We start from the raw sequence: 16,851 nt of genomic DNA on the forward strand, positions 1-16,851 counted from the left end.
ACGTCCAATGGGCGCCGGGCACCGCACCCCTGCGGCTCGCCCTGGCCGACGAGATGGCGGCGGCAGCGCGGGCGGGCGACACCGCCCTGGAGTCCGAAGGCCCCCTGTGCCGCTACGTGGCGCTCCGCTCACCCGTACGGTCAGGGACTCGGCCGCCCTGCTGGACGCCGTCTCGGGCCCGGAGCCCGGAGCCCGGCGACCCGTACCCCGCCCCGCCCGTACCCCGCCCCGCCCGTACCCCGCCCCGCCCGTGCGTGCCGCTCCGCCCATGCCCCGCCCTGCCCCGCCCGTGCCGGGCCCCTTCCTCGGCGAGACCGACCGGGACCCCGGCCGCCTGCGAATCGCCAGCAGCCTGCGCACCAGCGGTGGCCACCCCGTCCACCCCGCCTGCGTGACCGCCCTGCACGACTCCGTCGGCCTCTGCGCAGACCTCGGCCACGACCTCGTCGAGGAAAACCTGCCCGGCCTCACCCAAGAGGTCGGTACGGCCATCGGCACGGTGTACGGCGCGGCCGTGGCGTGGATCGTCGCCTACTGGACCCGTGAACTCGGCCGCGCACCACGGCCCGAGGAACTGGAGCCGTACACCCGGGCCTCCTGGGAACGCGGCCGACGTGTCACCGGCGGCGACTACCTGCCGGCCGTCACCACTCTCCAGTCCTTCGCTCGTACCGTCGCCCGTTTCCTCGCCCGGTACGACGTGTGGCTCACCCTGGCCCTCGCCCAACCGCCGCTCCCCTTGGGCGAAATAACGTCGGCGGAGGAGGACCCCTGGCGTACGGCACGCGCCAGCGCGCCCTTCATCGCCTTCCCCCTGGTCGTCGCCAACATCAACGGCGCCCCCGCCATGTCCGTCCCTCTCCACCGGTCGCACCGCGCACCTGCTCCAGTTGGATGCAGGGGCGCCGAAATCCGGTGGACGTTCGGTGCCGCCGCCCGGTTCGGCGGAGCCGTCGGCCGCATCGTGGACGCATGATCGGGACCGTGATCGCCCTGCTGGGCCTGCTCGTGTCGGTGACCACCGGATTCGTCGCCTACCGGCACGGCCACCGCGCCGAGAGGGCGGAGCAGGAGCGCGACGAGCGCGAGGAGCAGGACCGCAGGCGGCGCGAGGAACAGGAGGAGCGGGCCGAGCGGATCCGGCAGGCTAGCTGGATCTCGGTCTCCGTCGAAGGCGACGGCCGCCGGGTCACCGTGCGCAACAGCAGCAGCCAGCCCGTCGGCGACGTCCGCGTTCTGGCGGAGGACGAACCGCTGCGACCGGGCGGTGTCCGCCTGCTGGTCTCCGGCGCGGTCGCGGCCTTCGCCCCCGGCTCGGACGGCGTCGACCTGGATCCCGCGAGGCTGGCCGTGGAGTTCACCGATGTCGCGGGCCGCGTCTGGCGGCGCACCGCCGAGGGGAGACTCCACGAGCGGCTGTCCCCGGAAGGCGCCCCGCCGCACTGGGGCCCGCCCATCGCCCCGCTCGTCGAGCCGTATCGGGGGTCCGGGCAGGAGTCGGTGGGCGGGGACACCGACGAAGGGCCCGTCGCGCGCCACTCGGAGACCCGGCGGCCGACCGGTCCGCCGACCGGACCCCTGGATGCGGTGCCGCCCCCGCCGTTCCCGGACGCCTCGGCTCCGGCGGGCGCGGGCTCAGGGGCCCTGCCGTGGCGCGCCCTGTTCCTCCTCGGCTGCCTCGGCGCCGCGGCGGCCTTGGCGTACCTCATCGCGCGGATCGTGTAGCTGAGGGACTGCCCCTGGCATACGTGTGTGGGGCTCCGGAACGTTCCCCGGAGCCCCACACCCCGCCACTCACCCTCAGCGGTGGCTCTCGGGAGCCCGTACGACGAGCGACTTGACGACCTTGACCGGCTGGTCGCCGACGGCGCGCAGCCGGTAGGCGCCGGTCGCGGCCGGAACGGTCAGGGTCTCGAACCGGGCCAGCGGGTGGGAGCCGTGCGCGGTCTCGACGAGGACGCCGTCGCCCTCGACCACGTTGAGGATGTGGAAGGTGTCCGCCGTGTCGTCCTCGGCGACGGCGCCCGCGTCGAGCTCCATCCGCCGCACCTCGTAGAACATCTCCGGGAGCGCGCCCACGACCACCTCGCGCCATCCCTCGCCGGTACGCAGCTCGGCCGGCCGCTGCACCAGGTCGCGGGCGACCGCGGCGCCGGTGCGGGCGGTGTCCAGGTTGGCGAGCGCGTGCTCGTAGGCCAGGGGGCGGGGGTTGCCCTCCGCGTCCATGCGCTGCCAGTCGTAGAAGCGCAGGGAGTAGAGGTACGGGGTGGCGCTGACCTCCAGGACGACGTTGCCGGCGCCGCTCGCGTGGGGCGTCCCGGCCGGGATCATGAAGAGCTGGCCCCGCTCGGCGGTGAACGCGTTGACGTGCGCGGTCACGTCCATCTCCGCGCCCCGCGCGGACGCCTCCACCTCCGCGCGGAACGCGGCGGGGTCCGCGTCCTCCCGCAGCCCGAGGTAGACCTGCGACGTGCCGCTCACCGCGGTCATGTAGTAGGTCTCGTGCTGGGTGTACGGGTAGCCGAAGTGCTCCCGCATGTACGCGTCCCTGGGGTGGCAGTGCAGGGAGAGGTTCCCGCCGTCCGCGGTGTCCAGGTAGTCGAAGCGGATGGGGAAGGAGGTGCCGAACCAGCGGTGCACGTCGGCGCCGAGGAGCCGCTCGGGGTGCAGCACGGCCAGGAGCTGGAAGGGGAGTTCGACCTGGGCGGAGGCGTCCTCGCCGACGAGGACTCCGCTCTCGGGCGCCATCAGCTCGTAACCGAGCGCCGTGTTGCCGGCGGGCGGCGTGAAGCCCAGCTCGCGCTCGGCCCATGTGCCGCCCCACGGCGTGGAGTTGAAGTACGGGCGGGTGCGCACAGGACCGCCGGCCAGGTCCCGGAGGGTCTGCCGGAGCACGGCGCCGTCCAGCCAGGCGGGGCCGTCGGGCGACTGCGTGTCGATCCACCGGTCCACGCGCGGGGCGAGGGCGTCCCGGTGCCGGTCGATCATCGGCCAGTCGACGTAGAACAGGCGCCTCAGGTCGCGGCCCACCACCCCGTCCGCCCGGCCGAGCAGCGCACCCCGGTGCTCGGTGTGGGCGCGCTCGGAGTAGCGCTTGGGCAGGTCGGCGTACCAGAGCACGTCGTGCCGGGCCTCGGCGGCGCCGGGCCCGAACACGAGCGTGACGCAGTCGCCGCCGCCCTCGACGGCCAGGGCGCTGTCGAAGAGGTCGGACAGCGGGTTACGGGCCAGGGGCAGGTAGAACGGGTCGTCGGCCAGGGGCCCGGACGCGGTGCGCTCCACGATCTTCTCCCACGGCGCGTACAGACGGCGTACGTCGACCGCGCGGACGGCCGCTCCCCGTACGGAGAGGGCCCGCAGGACCTCCTTGGCGAGCAGGTCCCAGTCGAGGACCGCGGGACCGTCGACGGCGACCGTCACACCGCGGGTCGGCAGCGACGCGACGAGGCCGTCCCATCCGGTGCCGACCGTGCCGCCCACGGGACGGTAGCGGGGCTCGCGGTCGTAGGTGAGCTCGGGGGTGTTGCTGGTCATGGGGACGCTCCGGGCGGGGGTGGTCGGGAGGGGGCTGTCGGTGGTGGTGGTGGGGCGGTACGGGGAGGGGGTCATGCCACGTCCTCCAGGACGGTCAGGGTCCGGTCGGCCGTCGTGGCGGCGCTCAGCCGGGACCGGAAGCCGGGATCGGCCAGCTTGCGAGCGAGGGCGGCGAGCAGCCGCAGGTGCTCGTCCCCGGCCATCCGCTCCGGCACGGCGATCATGAACAGGTCGCGGACGGGTACGTCGTCGGGCGCGCCCCAGTCGATGCCCGTCTCGCTGCGGGCGTAGCCCACGACGGGCCGTGCTACGGCGTCGGTCTTGGCGTGCGGGATCGCGATGCCGTCGCCGAGCGCCGTGGTGCTCAGCTCCTCGCGTTGCTCGGCGGCACGGACCAGGGCCCGGGGGTCGGTGACGCGCCCGGAACGCCCCAGGAGGTCAGCGAGTTCGCGCAGCGCGGCCGACTTGTCCCGGGCCACGAGCGCCGTCGTGACGGTGTCGCAGGTGAGTGCGCCGCCGAGGGCGGAGCGGGGCGGGGGGACGGCGGTAGCCGCGGACGCCGCCGCACCCGCACCCGTGGACACAGCCGCACCCGTGGGCACCGCCGCCACGCCCGCCGGCGCACCCGCAGGAACCGCCGCAGCCACACCCGCAGGAACCCCCGCCGCCACACCCGCCGGCACCGGCACCGGCACCGGCTCCGAGAAAGCGGTGGCCCCCGCACGGCTCTCCGCCCGGCGGTCGCTGAGCTCCAGCAGGGCGACCGCCGTCACCGCGGTGACGGCCGTCCCCGCTCCGGCCGCGACGAAGAAGAGCGGCACGCCGCCGATCGCGCCCATGAGCGCGACGATCGGACCGCCGTGCGGCACCGCGCCGGTGACGGCGAAGGCGCCGCCGAGACCACAGGCGACCGCGCTGCCGATCATGTTGGCGGGGATGACCTGGGCGGGGCGGGCGGCGGCGAAGGGGATCGCTCCCTCGGCGATTCCGAAGAAGCCCATGAACAGCGCGGCGAGACCGGCCTCACGCTGCTGCTCGTCGAAGAGCCGACGGCGGATCAGCGTGGCAAGACCCATGCCGCACGCCGGTACGCAGGCGCCGGCCGCGAACATGCCCATGACCTGGAGGTTGCCCTCGGCGATCAGCCCCGTGGCGAAGAGGAAGGCCGTCTTGTTCACCGGGCCGCCCATGTCGAAGGCGAGCATCAGCCCGATGACGACGCCGAGCAGCGCCGCACTGCCGCCGGTCAGGCCGGAGAGGAAGGAGGTGAGGGCGCCGAAGACGCCCGCGATCGGCTTGCCGAGCACGTAGATGAAGAACATGCCGAGCGCCGTGGTCGCCACGATGGGGATCACGATGATGGGCATGATCGGCTGGGCGAACTTCGGGACCTTGACCTTCTTGATCCACAGGACCAGATAGCCCGCGAGGAAGCCGGTGACGATCGCGCCGATGAAGCCCGCGCCCGACTCGGATCCGTACAGCGCGCCCGTGTTGGCGATCCAGCCGCCGATCATGCCCGGCACGAGCGCGGGCCGGTCCCCGATCGCGTACGCGATGTAGCCGGACAGGATGGGCACCATCAGCTGGAAGCCGATGACCCCGATGTCGAAGACGTGCTTCCAGGGCGACCCGTCGGGGATGACCAGGCCGCCCTCGGCCTGCGGGGTGCCGCCGAGGGCGAGCGAGACGGCGATCAGCAGACCGCCCACGACGACGAACGGAATCATGTAACTGACGCCGTTCATCAGCGCCTTGTAGACCACGCCGCGTTCCCGTCCGCCGCCTGGCGGGGCGGCGGACGACGCCGTCGCGCTGTGCTCGGGGGCCGTCCTGGTCCGCTCCATCAGCTCCAGGGGGCGGTGGATGCCGTCGGCGACCGAGGCGGCGACGATGCGCTTGCCGCCGAAACGGCTCAGGTCGATGTCCTTGTCGGCCGCGATGATCACGCCGTCCGCCGCGGCGATGTCCGCCGCCGTCAGGACGTTCTCGGCGCCGATGGAGCCCTGCGTCTCGACCTTGATGGTGTGCCCGGCGGCTTCGGCGGCCTGCTGGAGCTTCTCGGCGGCCATGTAGGTGTGGGCGATGCCCGTGGGACACGCGGTGATGGCTACGAGCCGCAGCTCGGGGGTGTGGGGAGAAGGCATTCGGGTCTCGATTCCTCATCCTCGCCTCATTGCGAGTTATCGATAACATAAGGGGGTGAGGAAGGCCCGACGGCAGGGCGAAAGTCCCGTACGGGACGGCCGGTGGACCCCAATTCCCGTCCGCCCGGCCAGGGAGAACCCCGACAGGGCCCCACCGCCGATACTGAGTACGGCAGCACCCGACGGGAAGCAGGACAGCGCGATGCCACCGCGGAACACGAGCAGCAAGCCCACCATGCGCGACGTCGCGGCGCGCGCGGGGGTGTCCAGCATGACCGTCTCCCGTGTGCTCAGGGACGACCCCCGGATCAGCGAGACCGCGCGCCGCGACGTCCTCGCCGCCGTCTCCGCGCTCGGCTACCGCCTCAACGAGAACGCCCGGGCGCTACGCCTCGGCCACGGCACCCGCCTGGTGGCCCTCACCGTGACCAACCTGGCCAACCCCTTCTACTCCCGCCTCGCCCTCGGCGTGGAGTCGGAGCTCGAGCGGCACGGACTCCTCACGGTCGTCGCCAACACCGCCGAGAGCGAGGCCAAGGAGCGCGCGCTGACCACCGACTTCGTGGGCCGCCGCGTCGAAGGGCTGATCGTCGTGCCGGCGGGCGACGACCAGACGCATCTGCGCCCCGAGCACACCGCCGGCATCCCCTCGGTCCTGGTGGCCCGGCCGCCCGTCGGCCACGAGGCCGACTGCGTCCTCGTCGACGACTACGGCGGCGGCCGCGCGCTGGCCCACCGGCTCATCGCCGAGCGGCACCGCCGTATCGCCTTCCTCGGGAACACCGAGGCGGCCTACACCAGTGGGGAACGCCTGCGCGGTTTCCTGGCCGCCCACGACGAGGCGGCCCTGCCGCACGATCCCGCGCTCGTCAGGGAGTGCGGAACGGACCCCGGCCTGGCGCTGCGGGCCGCCCGCGAGCTCCTGGCCGCCGGGCCCGCGGCCGTCGTCACGGCCAACAACCGCAACACCCTGGCCGTCCTGCGCGCCGCGCAGGCGTCCGGGACGCGCGTGGCCGTGGCGGGCTTCGACGACGTCGACACCGCGGACCTCCTCGACGCCCCGCTCACCGTCGCGGCGTACGACGCGCAGGAAGTGGGCCGCAGAGCGGCCCGCATGCTCCTGGAACGCCTCGACAGGCCCGCGGTCCCGCTCGCCCCCCGGACTTCGGTCGTCCCGGTGGAGATCCGCACGTACGCGGGCGCGGCCCGCGGCGAATCCACCATCTGAGCCCTGAGGCGCGCCGGACCCACCAGAGTTTTCAGACGCGCCGTACCCGCCAGAGCCACGCCGCCGCGCCCGCCACCAGGGCGAGCATCCCGAGGTTGGCCAGGAGGGTCTGGGTGCCGGTCGCCGGGCCGCCGTCGGACAGGTTCGAGGTCGCGATGACGACGCTCGGCAGGACGGCGGTGACCAGCACGCCGGTGGTCTTCTGGACGGCGGTCCAGTGCACGGACGTGCACAGCAGTACGGCGCCGACGACGCGGAACAGGACGCCGAACAGCGGGCCGGGCAGCTCGGGGAAGACCATGATGAAGGGGAGGGAGAGGGCGAGCATCAGGAGCGGGACCAGGGGGTGCACCTTCCCGCGCCGCGCGGGTGCCTCCGTACCGCCGGCGGCCGGGGCCGCGATGCCCCTGCTCCCCGCCTCGGACAGCGCCGTCGCCGCGATCGTACGGGGATCCCCCAGCTCCGCCAGGACCTCGCCGATCGCGGTGTCCGGGCGCTCGGAGCGCGTCACCTCGATGTGCTCGGCGAGGTCGGCGAGGAGCTCCTGGCGCCGGTCGGCGGGGAGCGTGGCGGCCTCGCGCTCGACGGCGGCGAGGTAGTCGCGTACGGGGTCGGCAGAGGTCTTCATGCGAGGTCTCCGGTGAGGGGGTGGGGGGTGGCCAGGAAGGTGTCGACCGCGTCGCGGAAGCCCGGCCAGACGCGGGTGAACTCGTCGAGCGCGGCCCGGCCGCTGTCGGTGAGCGCGTAGTAGCGGCGGGGCGGTCCGGAGTCGGACTCCTGCCAGGTGGTGGTGACCAGGTCGTCGCGCCGGAGCCGGGACAGCAGCGGGTAGACCGTGCCCTGGCCGGTGGCGAGCGCGCCGGAGTCCTCCAGGGCGCGGAGGAGTTCGACGCCGTAGCGGGGGCGGTCCCGCATCAGGGCGAGCACGCAGTACTCCAGCACGCCCTTGCGCAGCTGGGCGGCGGCCCTGGCCTGCTTGGTCGAATCGCCTGGTTCCATGCAATGCAAGATACCTGGTGGGGCAAGGGGGCCGGAAAAGGGGGTCATCGAAAAGTGCCTGGCCCGGTAGCCTCCCCGGTGGCCAGGAAGATCATCGGACGGCCCGCACGGAGGGACTCGCATGACGTCATCGAGGTGCACAAGGCCCGGCGCAGGCACGGACGCGTCGCCGGCCGCTCTCCCCGAGCCGCTTCCGGTCGCGCACACTCACCCCGGTACGAAGCCCGCCTTCTTCACCCGGCTGATGCTGCACAGCGCCTCGCTCCTGGGGATCCGGGAGAGCGCGGGCGCTGAGCTCCTGGGGCTGGCGCCGGAGCACCTGAACAGCGACCGGTACCGCACACCGTCCGCCACGAACGGGCGCATCTGGGAGCTGATGACGACCAAGGCGCCCTGGACCGAGGTCGCGGCGGTCATGACGGAGCAGTCGGCGCTCGGGCGACTGGGCCCGTGGGACTACCTCATCACCTCGGCCGTGACACCGCTCGAAGGAATCCAGGACGCCGCCCACTATCTGGCGGCCGCGGGTGACGTCCGGAGCCACGCCCTCCTCGTCGACGACGACGGGTACGAGGTCACCATCAGCCACGTGAACGACGCGGACCTGGGCTACGAAGCCGCCAACGCCGTCCGCTCGTACATACTCGGCGTGGTCTGGAGGCGTCTGTGCGAAGCGCGCCGGTCGCCGGTCGCCCCGGTCCGCGTCGCGCTCGCGGCCGAGGCCCCGCACCGTCACGACACCCTGGCCGAGCTCTTCGGCACCCGGGCCATCGACTTCGAGCACCGGGTCAGCTCGATCACCTTCCGCACCGCCGACCTCAGCGCTCCGGGCCCCTACGGCCAGCCGGGCCTGTCGGCGCTCCTGCGCCAGAACACCGAACAGAGCCTCGCCCGGGCCATCCCGCTGCGCGACTGGCTGGACCTGTTCCGTACCACCCTCAAGGGCGCCGTCGAAGGGGACGAGCAGGATGTGACCCTCGTCGGTACGGCGCGACGGATGGCGCTCAGCAGCCGCACCCTCCAACGCCGTCTGGAGGAACACGACACGACCTGGCGGGCCGAGCTGGAGACCGCCCGCCGCGCACGCATCACCCGCCTGCTCGCCACCACCGGCCAGACGACCGACGCGATAGCCGCCCGGAACGGCTACGCCGACGCCCGGACCCTCCGTCGCGCCGTCACCCGCTGGACCGGACGCACTCCGAGCGAACTCCGCCGTCACCCGGCACCACGCGAGAACTAGTGGCGTTTGCGCATATAACGCGTCTGCAAGTATTGTCGAAGCGTCTAAGGAGCTTGCTCAAGTAATCCCAGAAGGTCGAACCCATGCCTCTCGCACTCCTCGCCCTGGCCATCGGGGCCTTCGGCATCGGCACCACCGAGTTCGTGATCATGGGTGTGCTGCCCCAGGTCGCCGGTGACTTCGGTGTCTCCATCCCCACCGCCGGCCTCCTGGTCACCGGGTACGCGCTCGGTGTCGTCGTCGGCGCGCCGGTCCTGACGGTGCTCGGGAACAAGGTGAGCCGCAAGCGGATGCTCATGATGCTGATGGGCCTCTTCGTACTCGGGAACGCGGTCTCCGCGCTCGCCCCGGACTTCGGGCTGATGCTCACCGGCCGCGTGATCGCCTCGCTCGCGCACGGCTCGTTCTTCGGGATCGGGTCCGTCGTGGCGGCCGGGCTGGTCGCCCCGGAGAAGAAGGCGGGCGCCATCGCGACCATGTTCACCGGCCTGACCGTCGCCAACGTCATCGGCGTACCGCTCGGCACGTTCATCGGGCAGGCGGTCGGCTGGCGCGTCACCTTCGCGATCGTCGCCGCGCTCGGCGTGGCCGGACTGCTCGGCATCGCCAGGCTGGTGCCCGCCATGCCCCGGCCCGAGGGCGCGCACCTGCGCCGGGAGCTGACCGCGTTCCGCAACCCGCAGGTGCTCCTCGCGATGGCGATGACCGTGCTCGGCTTCGGCGGCGTCTTCGCCGCGATCACCTACATCGCACCGATGATGACCGAGGTCGCCGGCTACTCCGACGGCGCGGTCACCTGGCTCCTCGTCCTCTTCGGCGTCGGCATGTTCGCGGGCAACCTGATCGGCGGCCGGTACGCCGACCGCGCCCTGATGCCCCTGCTGTACGTCACCCTCGGCGGGCTCGCGAGCGTGCTCGCGCTGTTCACCCTCCTCGCCCACGACAAGATCCTCGCCGCCGTCGCCGTCCTCCTCGTCGGGGCGCTCGGATTCGCCACGGTGCCACCGCTGCAGAAGCGCGTCCTCGACCAGGCCCACGGCGCGCCGACCCTGGCCTCCGCCGTCAACATCGGCGCCTTCAACCTCGGCAACGCGCTCGCCGCCTGGCTCGGTGGCATCGTCATCGCCGCCGGCCTCGGCTACACGGCCCCGAACTGGGTCGGCGCCGCCCTCGCCGCGGCCGCCCTCGGCCTCGCCCTCTGGTCGGCCGCGCTGGAACGCCGCGCCCGCGCGAGCACGCCCGAGCCCGCCGTCGCCGCCGACCGGACGCCCGTGCACCACTGACGTCCCCTCAGGACGGCTTCGCCCGCGACGTGGACCTCGATCGGATCATTCCGCGCCGCACCGGGGGCCAGGTGCGGGACCCTTCGGGTGGATCGCCGACCACCACCCAGGAGGAACGCCCATGGCTTCCACGTCCGTCTCCCGTATCGTCCCCGCCTCGCCCCAGCGGGTCTGGAGCCTCATCGGCGGCTTCGACGCCCTCCCGGACTGGCTCCCGTACATCCCCGTGAGCACGGCTCTCGAAGGCGGCCGGATCCGCCGTCTGACCGACCCCGACGGAGCTGTCATCGTCGAGCGGCTGCTCGCCTTCAGCGAGGCCGAGCGGCATTACAGCTACGCCATCCTTGAGGCGCCGTTCCCCGTCACGGGGTACGTCGCGACCCTCCGGGTCCACCCGGTCGCCGGCCGGGACGACGTCGCCGAGGTCCAGTGGTCCGGCCGCTTCACCCCGGACGGTGTCACCGACGCCGAGGTCGAGGAGCTGTTCACCGGCATCTACCGCGACGGCCTCGACGCCCTCCATCAGGCGCTCTCCGTCTGACGCTCCGTCCGTCCGATCGATTGTCAGTGGTGCGTGGGACGGTTGACCCATCGATCCGAACGAGGGGGATACGTCATGGCAGGTACCCAGAACTTCATCAACCACGTCGCTCTGGTGCTGGACGCCAGCTCGTCCATGGCGCACTTGCGGAGCAAGGTCGTCGAGGTGGCGGACCAGCAGATCGAGTACCTCGCGCGGAGGTCGCGGGAGCTGGACCAGGAGACCCGGGTCACGGTGTACGTCTTCGCCGACAAGGTGGAGTGCGTCATCTACGACAAGGACGTGCTGCGGATGCCGTCGCTGAAGCAGCTCTACCGGGTCGGCGGGATGACCGCGCTGCTCTCGGCGGCCCTGAAGTCGCAGCGGGAGCTCGCCCAGACGGCGCAGCTCTACGGCGACCACAGCTTCCTGACCTTCGTCCTGACGGACGGCCAGGAGAACGCGAGCCACCGCTGCCCGGACGCCCCGGCGCAGGACCCCCGGGCCCTCGTCGCGGCCGTGGCCGGGATGATCGAGACCCAGGAGGACAACTGGACGCTCGCGGTCCTGGTCCCCGACCAGATGGGCAGGCGCGAGGCCATGCAGTGCGGCTTCCCGAAGGACAACATCGCCATCTGGGACGCCACGAGCACCCAGGGACTCCAGGAGGCCGGGCAGGTCATCCGGGAGGCCACCGAGAAGTTCATGGTGGGCCGGACCAAGGGCATCCGGGGATCCAGGTCCGTCTTCACCGCGGGCGCCGCGGTCAGCAGGCAGAGCGTCGAGGCGGCCGGTCTGGTCCCGGTGAGCCCTTCGGACTTCGCACTCGTCCCGGTGGCCCGCGACGTGGCGATCCGCGAGCAGGTCGTCGAGAGCGGGCACACCTACCGGACCGGCTGCGCCTACTACCAGCTGAGCAAGTCGGAGAAGATCCAGGCCCGCAAGCAGATCGCGGTGCTGGAGAAGAAGACCGACCGGGTGTACACGGGCCCGCAGGCGCGCGCCCTGCTCGGCCTGCCGGACGAGGAGGTCCGGGTGAAGCCGGACCACAACGACGAGTTCACCGTCTTCGTGCAGAGCACCAGCGTGAACAGGAAGCTGGTGCCGCAGACACGGCTGCTGGTGATGGTCTGACCCGTCGCCCCCGGGGGGCAGGGTCAGCTGGGGGTGCCGTACGCCGAGATCACGGTGGCGGTCAGGTCGCACCAGACGGTCGACGTGCCGCCGGACGGCACGCGGTTGCCGAAGTGCCGGTACACATAACCGTTGTCGGTGCGCTTGCAGTCGATGACGCCGGTGAACGAGGAGCCGCTGCACGTGATGTCGGCACCCCGGTGCCCACCGCTGCCGGTGATCAGACGGGCGGAACAGCTCAGGGCGGCCGGGGCCGAGGAGGAAGCGTTGGCCGCGGGGGCCGTGGTCAGCAGACCACCCGCCGCGAGGACCAGAGCGGCGACCGTTCCCGCGACACGCGGACGAGCATGCATGAGAGCCTCCTGTCGAATGACGGATGCCCTGCACCGGGCACCCATGCAGGAACCTATGGGGGGCGCGTGCCGCACTGGGCGGAAGCGCGCGAAGTTGGCGAAGAGGCGCCAGTGCGCGAGGCCGTGTGCCCGCGCCCCGGCGGCGTGCCGGCGGCTGGATCCGCCGGTACGCACCGCCCGCGACCAGCGGGAATGGGCCGTCAGCGCCGTACGGGGCGGACCGGCAGCGACTCCACGCTGTTGCCGATGAAGCTGCGCTGGTGCGGCAGTTCGGATTCGGGAACGGCGAGATCGAGATCGGGGAAGCGGGTGAAGAGGCGTTCCAGGGCGATGGTGGCCTGGAGGCGGGCGAGGGGGGCGCCCACGCAGTAGTGCGCTCCGTGGCCGAAGGAGAGGTGGCGGGCCGCGCCGGGCCGGGTGACGTCGAAGCGGTCCGCGTCCGGACCGTGGAAGGCGGCGTCGCGCCCGGCGGCCGTGAAGCCGGCCAGGACGGGGGTCCCTCGGGGGATCACGGTGTCGCCGAGGGGGAGGTCGCGGGTGGGGTAGCGGAAGGGGAACCAGCTGACCGGGCCGTCCCAGCGCAGCGTCTCGTCCACCACGTCCGACCAGGTGGCCTCGCCGTCGAGGACCAGCTTCAGCTGGTCGCGGTGGGTGCACAGGGCCCGTACCGCGTTGGTGATCAGATTGAGGGTGGTCTCGTGGCCCGCGACCAGCATCAGACGCATCGTGCCGATGAGTTCGGCTTCGGTGAGCCGGTCGTCGCCGTCCTCGCGGGCGGCTATCAGGGCGCTGGTGAGGTCGTCGCCGGGGACGGCCCGGCGGGCGGCCGCGATCGTCCCGAGCAGCTCGACGAGCTCGCGGACGGCGGCCATCACCTCCGCCGGGGTCGTGTCGGTGGCGATGATCACCGTGTACGTGAGGGCGTGCAGCCGTGCGTGGTGCTCGGGGTCGACGCCGAGCAGCTCGCAGATGACGCTCATCGGGAGCGGGAGCGCGAGATGGGTGCGCAGGTCGGCGACGCCGTCCGGGTCCTCGGCGGCGGCCCGGCCGAGGTCGTCGAGGAAGCCGGCGGTCAACTCCTCGACGCGCGGCCGCAGCCGCTCCACCTGGCGGGCGGTGAAGGCGTTGCCGACCAGGGAGCGCAGCCGCCGGTGGTCGGCGCCGTCGGCCGTGTGCATGCCCTGGGCGTTGGCGAAGACCCGCAGCGGCCAGTCGGCCGGGATCGTGCCGTCGCTCAGGGCCGGGCAGTGGCGGGAGTCCTTGGCCACGTCGGGGTGGGAGAGGAACTCCTTGAGCGCGTCGTGCCCGAGGACGACCGCCGCGCTCACCCCGCCGGGCAGGACGACGTCCGCGACGGGTCCCCGGGCCAGCAACGCGGCGTTGAGGGCGTGCGGGCAGCCACCGGCGGGGTCGACGACGTGCGCGGGCGCGGGGGAGTGCGAGGACAAACCGGGTCTCCTGACTCTGTGGACGATTACCGGCCAACAGTGCGGCCTCGAAGGCCGGTTGTACAACTCCTTCCGGAGGCCGAAGCCGGATCCGGCGCGACCGTGTTCAGGATGCGTTCAGGCGGCGGCTGGCAGCGTCCGCGTCATGACATACGAGACACAGTCGGCCACCGGCTCCCTCACGCCCGCCGTCGCCCGGCTCAGCAAGGTCCCCGAGGTCACCGTCTACTTCTGGGTGATCAAGGTGCTGTGCACGACGGTCGGCGAGACCGCGGCGGACTACCTGGACGCGCGGCTCGGCCTGGGGCTGACGGGCACCTCCCTGGTGATGACGGTCCTGCTGGCCCTCGCGCTGGTCGCGCAGTTCCGCACCAGCGCCTACCGGCCCGGCGTCTACTGGCTGGTCGTCGTCCTCGTCAGCGTCGTCGGCACGCTGATCAGCGACAACCTCACGGACAACCTGGAGGTCCCGCTGGAGGCGACCACGGTCGCCTTCGCCCTCGCGCTCGCGGTGACGTTCGCCGCCTGGTACCGGCTGGAGGGGACGCTGTCCGTCACGCGCGTCGACTCGGTGCGCCGCGAGGCCTTCTACTGGGCGGCGGTGCTGTTCACCTTCGCCCTGGGCACCGCGGCCGGTGACCTCGTGGCCGAGCGCATGGACCTGGGCTACCGGCTCGCCGTGCTGGTGTTCGGCCTCGTCATCGTGGCGGTCGCGCTCACGCACTACACCCTGGGCCTCGGCGCCGTGCTGAGCTTCTGGACCGTGTACGTCCTCACCCGACCGCTGGGCGCCTCGATGGGCGACTACCTGGCGCAGCCCGTCGACGACGGTGGCCTCGGGCTCGGCACGGTCGTCACCAGCGGTGTGTTCCTGGCCGTCATCCTCGGTCTCGTCGGGTATCTCGCGGTGACCCGACGCGATGTGACGGAGGAGGACCGGGCTGGCCGGACGGCAGCGTGATCACGAATCGCGCGCCCGGGCGGTGACCTTCCTCGTACCGGACGTCACCGTCCACCGAGCGGGCCAGGCGCCGCGCCAGCGGCAGTCCGAGGCCCGCTCCGCCGTGTCCGTCGTCGGGCTCGGCGCGCCGTCCGGGCCGGAACAGCTCCGTCGTGAACCACGGCGGCACGCCCGCGCCGTCGTCGGTGATCTCGACGCGTACGCTCCCCGCCTCGTGCGTGGCGCTCAGCCGGACCCGGGTCCGCGCGTGGCGCAGGGCGTTGTCGAGCACCGGGGCGACCGCGCGTTCGAGGAGCGCCGCCGGCACGGCCGCGGTGAGGCCGTCGGCGACGTCGGCGAGCGCGACCTCGACCGGTCCCGGCTCCGGGAGGTGCGCGGTGAGCCGGACGAGTACGGCCCGGACGTCGGCGGTCCCGCCCCGGGCGGCGGCGCCGCGGGCGTCGTCGAGGAGGGTGTCGCAGATGGTGTGGAGGGAGCGGGCGGCGTCCTCGATCGCGGCGAGGGAGCGCCGCGCCTCGTCGGGGGAGCGGGGCCGGCCGTTCAGCCAGTCGAGTTCGGCGACGACCCGGGCGAGCGGGTTGCGCAGTTCGTGGGAGAGCTCCCGGGTGAGCTGCTGCTCGTGCCGCAGCCCGGCCCGGATCCGGTCGAGGAGGGCGTCGAGCGAGTCGCCGAGCCGGGCGAGCTCCTCGGGCCTCCCGGTGGCGCCGAAGCGCCGCTCGGAGGCGAGCGCGCCCCAGGCGGCGGCCTGTTCGGTCATGGTGCGCACGGGGCGCAGCGCGCGGCCCACGGCGAGACGCGTCAGCCCGTACGTGCAGGCGAGCACGGCGGCGTCCAGCGCGAGCGAGGCGTACAGCACGGTGTCGGCGGAGCCGCGGTACGGGCTGAGCGCGAGGGCGGTGACCACGGTGGCGGCGGAACCGCCGGAGCCGGTGACGGGCTGCGCGCACATGCGGACCGGCTCCGGGCCGTCGACCGTGACGCAGCGCCGGCCGCCGTCGGCCGCGAGGGCGTCCGCGGCCCCGCCGAGCGGACCGTCGGCGGCCACCCCGGGCGGTGATTCGAGCCGTACGCGCCCGGCGTGGATCCACACGTCGGCGTCGAGCGCGTCGTCGTGGGGCACTTCGACGACGCGGACCGCGGGTCCCGTGGTGTCCACGGTCGCGGCGACGGCGGTCGCGCGGGTGCGCAGATGGTCGTCGGCCTGCTGCTGGAGCCGATGGCGGACGACCCCGTTGAAGACGACGGTGAGCACGGTCATCAGGAGGGCCGCGGCGGCGAGCGTGACCAGCGAGAGGCGGCCCCGCAGGGTGCGCGGGAGCAGGCCGCGCGGGTGCGGGCTCACGACAGGCGGTGTCCCATGCCGCGGTGGGTGCCGAGCGTCCGGTCGCTGCCCGCCTCGCGCAGCTTGCGACGCAGCCGGCTCAGATACTGGTCGAGGGTGTTGTCGCTGACCCGCGCGCCCTCGGGCCAGCCCGCGCGGACGAGTTCACGGCGGGTGACCAGCGCGCCCGACGCGGCGATGAGCACCGCGAGCAGCCGGAACTCCGTCGGCGTCAGGTCCAGCTCCGCACCCGCGACGGCGCAGGTGTAGCGGACCGGGTCGAGGGACAGGTCGCCCGCCACCGACGGCACCGGAGGGCCGGACCTGCGGAGCGCGGCGCGCAGGCGGGCGGCGAGCTCGGCGAGATGGAAGGGCTTGGCGAGGTAGTCGTCGCCCCCGGCGGAGAACCCGGTCAGCCGGTCGGCGAGGCCGTCGTGGGCGGTCAGGAAGAGGACGGGCGCGCCGAACCCGCGTGCCCTGAGGGCCTGGCAGACGTCCCTGCCGTCCGCGTCGGGCAGTCCGACGTCGAGCACGCACGCGTCGAAGCCGTCCCCGGCCCGCCGCAGCGCCCCCGCGCCGTCCGCCGCCGGGGCGGGGTCGAAGCCCTCGTCCCGCAGCCCGCGCAGCAGGACGTCCCGGAGCGCGGGGTCGTCCTCGACGACCAGGACCCGCCGGCGCAC

General features: G+C 73.2%; 16 protein-coding genes. 8 read left to right on the top strand and 8 right to left on the bottom strand.

What is annotated here, in order from left to right; all coding sequences use genetic code 11:
- Positions 1–7: 7 nt before the first annotated feature.
- Positions 8–976, top strand: a complete 969-nt coding sequence (locus tag ABTZ54_RS27965) for an amidase family protein (protein ID WP_351668265.1) — start codon at positions 8–10, stop codon at positions 974–976.
- Positions 973–1,725: a hypothetical protein gene (locus tag ABTZ54_RS27970; protein ID WP_351668269.1), complete on the top strand. Its 753-nt coding sequence runs from the start codon at positions 973–975 to the stop codon at positions 1,723–1,725. Before ABTZ54_RS27965 ends, ABTZ54_RS27970 begins: the two co-directional genes overlap by 4 nt.
- A 75-nt stretch (positions 1,726–1,800) precedes the next feature.
- Here ABTZ54_RS27970 and ABTZ54_RS27975 read toward each other — a convergent pair whose 3' ends face one another.
- Together ABTZ54_RS27975 and ABTZ54_RS27980 are read right to left on the bottom strand one after the other, a co-directional pair.
- Positions 1,801–3,534: a class I mannose-6-phosphate isomerase gene (locus tag ABTZ54_RS27975; RefSeq protein WP_502997329.1), complete on the bottom strand. Its 1,734-nt coding sequence runs from the start codon at positions 3,532–3,534 to the stop codon at positions 1,801–1,803.
- Between the two features lie 71 nt (positions 3,535–3,605).
- Positions 3,606–5,681, bottom strand: coding sequence for a fructose-specific PTS transporter subunit EIIC (locus ABTZ54_RS27980; protein WP_351668273.1), 2,076 nt, complete (start codon positions 5,679–5,681; stop codon positions 3,606–3,608).
- 202 nt (positions 5,682–5,883) lie between these two features.
- Here ABTZ54_RS27980 and ABTZ54_RS27985 point away from each other — a divergent pair, with 202 nt between their 5' ends.
- Positions 5,884–6,909, top strand: coding sequence for a LacI family DNA-binding transcriptional regulator (locus ABTZ54_RS27985; RefSeq protein WP_351668275.1), 1,026 nt, complete (start codon positions 5,884–5,886; stop codon positions 6,907–6,909).
- A gap of 31 nt (positions 6,910–6,940) precedes the next feature.
- On the opposite strand, the gene ABTZ54_RS27990 is transcribed toward ABTZ54_RS27985, so the two are convergent.
- Positions 6,941–7,537 carry an HAAS signaling domain-containing protein gene (locus ABTZ54_RS27990; protein WP_351668277.1) on the bottom strand — a complete coding sequence of 199 codons (597 nt, stop codon included), beginning with the start codon at positions 7,535–7,537 and terminating at the stop codon, positions 6,941–6,943.
- Positions 7,534–7,908, bottom strand: a complete 375-nt coding sequence (locus tag ABTZ54_RS27995; protein WP_351668279.1) for a PadR family transcriptional regulator — start codon at positions 7,906–7,908, stop codon at positions 7,534–7,536. Before ABTZ54_RS27995 ends, ABTZ54_RS27990 begins: the two co-directional genes overlap by 4 nt.
- 121 nt (positions 7,909–8,029) lie before the next feature.
- On the opposite strand from ABTZ54_RS27995, the gene ABTZ54_RS28000 reads away from it, so the two are divergent.
- The 4 genes from ABTZ54_RS28000 to ABTZ54_RS28015 all read left to right on the top strand — a co-directional run bounded on the left by ABTZ54_RS28000 (position 8,030) and on the right by ABTZ54_RS28015 (position 12,088).
- Positions 8,030–9,151, top strand: a complete 1,122-nt coding sequence (locus ABTZ54_RS28000; protein WP_351668281.1) for an AraC family transcriptional regulator — start codon at positions 8,030–8,032, stop codon at positions 9,149–9,151.
- Positions 9,152–9,234: 83 nt separating this feature from the next.
- Positions 9,235–10,434 (top strand): MFS transporter, encoded by a 1,200-nt coding sequence (locus ABTZ54_RS28005; RefSeq protein ID WP_351668283.1) that lies wholly within the window; start codon positions 9,235–9,237, stop codon positions 10,432–10,434.
- A 121-nt stretch (positions 10,435–10,555) separates the two neighbouring features.
- On the top strand, positions 10,556–10,975 hold the full coding sequence (locus ABTZ54_RS28010; RefSeq protein ID WP_351668285.1) for an SRPBCC family protein: 420 nt from the start codon (positions 10,556–10,558) through the stop codon (positions 10,973–10,975).
- Between the two features lie 75 nt (positions 10,976–11,050).
- Complete coding sequence (locus ABTZ54_RS28015; RefSeq protein ID WP_351668287.1) at positions 11,051–12,088, top strand: vWA domain-containing protein; 1,038 nt, start codon at positions 11,051–11,053, stop codon at positions 12,086–12,088.
- Between the two features lie 23 nt (positions 12,089–12,111).
- Here the strand turns inward: ABTZ54_RS28015 and ABTZ54_RS28020 are convergent, their stop codons facing one another.
- Positions 12,112–12,441 carry a hypothetical protein gene (locus tag ABTZ54_RS28020; protein ID WP_351668289.1) on the bottom strand — a complete coding sequence of 110 codons (330 nt, stop codon included), beginning with the start codon at positions 12,439–12,441 and terminating at the stop codon, positions 12,112–12,114.
- A 200-nt stretch (positions 12,442–12,641) separates the two neighbouring features.
- A complete protein-coding gene (locus tag ABTZ54_RS28025) occupies positions 12,642–13,889 on the bottom strand; it encodes a cytochrome P450 family protein (RefSeq protein ID WP_351668290.1) in 1,248 nt (415 codons plus the stop codon).
- Positions 13,890–14,034: 145 nt separating this feature from the next.
- Between ABTZ54_RS28025 and ABTZ54_RS28030 the strand changes: the two genes are divergently transcribed.
- Positions 14,035–14,850 carry a COG4705 family protein gene (locus ABTZ54_RS28030; RefSeq protein WP_351668292.1) on the top strand — a complete coding sequence of 272 codons (816 nt, stop codon included), beginning with the start codon at positions 14,035–14,037 and terminating at the stop codon, positions 14,848–14,850.
- On the opposite strand, the gene ABTZ54_RS28035 is transcribed toward ABTZ54_RS28030, so the two are convergent.
- Together ABTZ54_RS28035 and ABTZ54_RS28040 are read right to left on the bottom strand one after the other, a co-directional pair.
- Positions 14,768–16,192: a sensor histidine kinase gene (locus ABTZ54_RS28035; protein ID WP_351668294.1), complete on the bottom strand. Its 1,425-nt coding sequence runs from the start codon at positions 16,190–16,192 to the stop codon at positions 14,768–14,770. The genes ABTZ54_RS28030 and ABTZ54_RS28035 overlap by 83 nt on opposite strands.
- A complete protein-coding gene (locus tag ABTZ54_RS28040; protein WP_351668296.1) occupies positions 16,189–16,851 on the bottom strand; it encodes a response regulator transcription factor in 663 nt (220 codons plus the stop codon). Before ABTZ54_RS28040 ends, ABTZ54_RS28035 begins: the two co-directional genes overlap by 4 nt.

Origin of the sequence: Streptomyces sp. NPDC094032, from assembly GCF_040303965.1 — a bacterium.
In the GTDB taxonomy this organism is placed as follows: domain Bacteria; phylum Actinomycetota; class Actinomycetes; order Streptomycetales; family Streptomycetaceae; genus Streptomyces.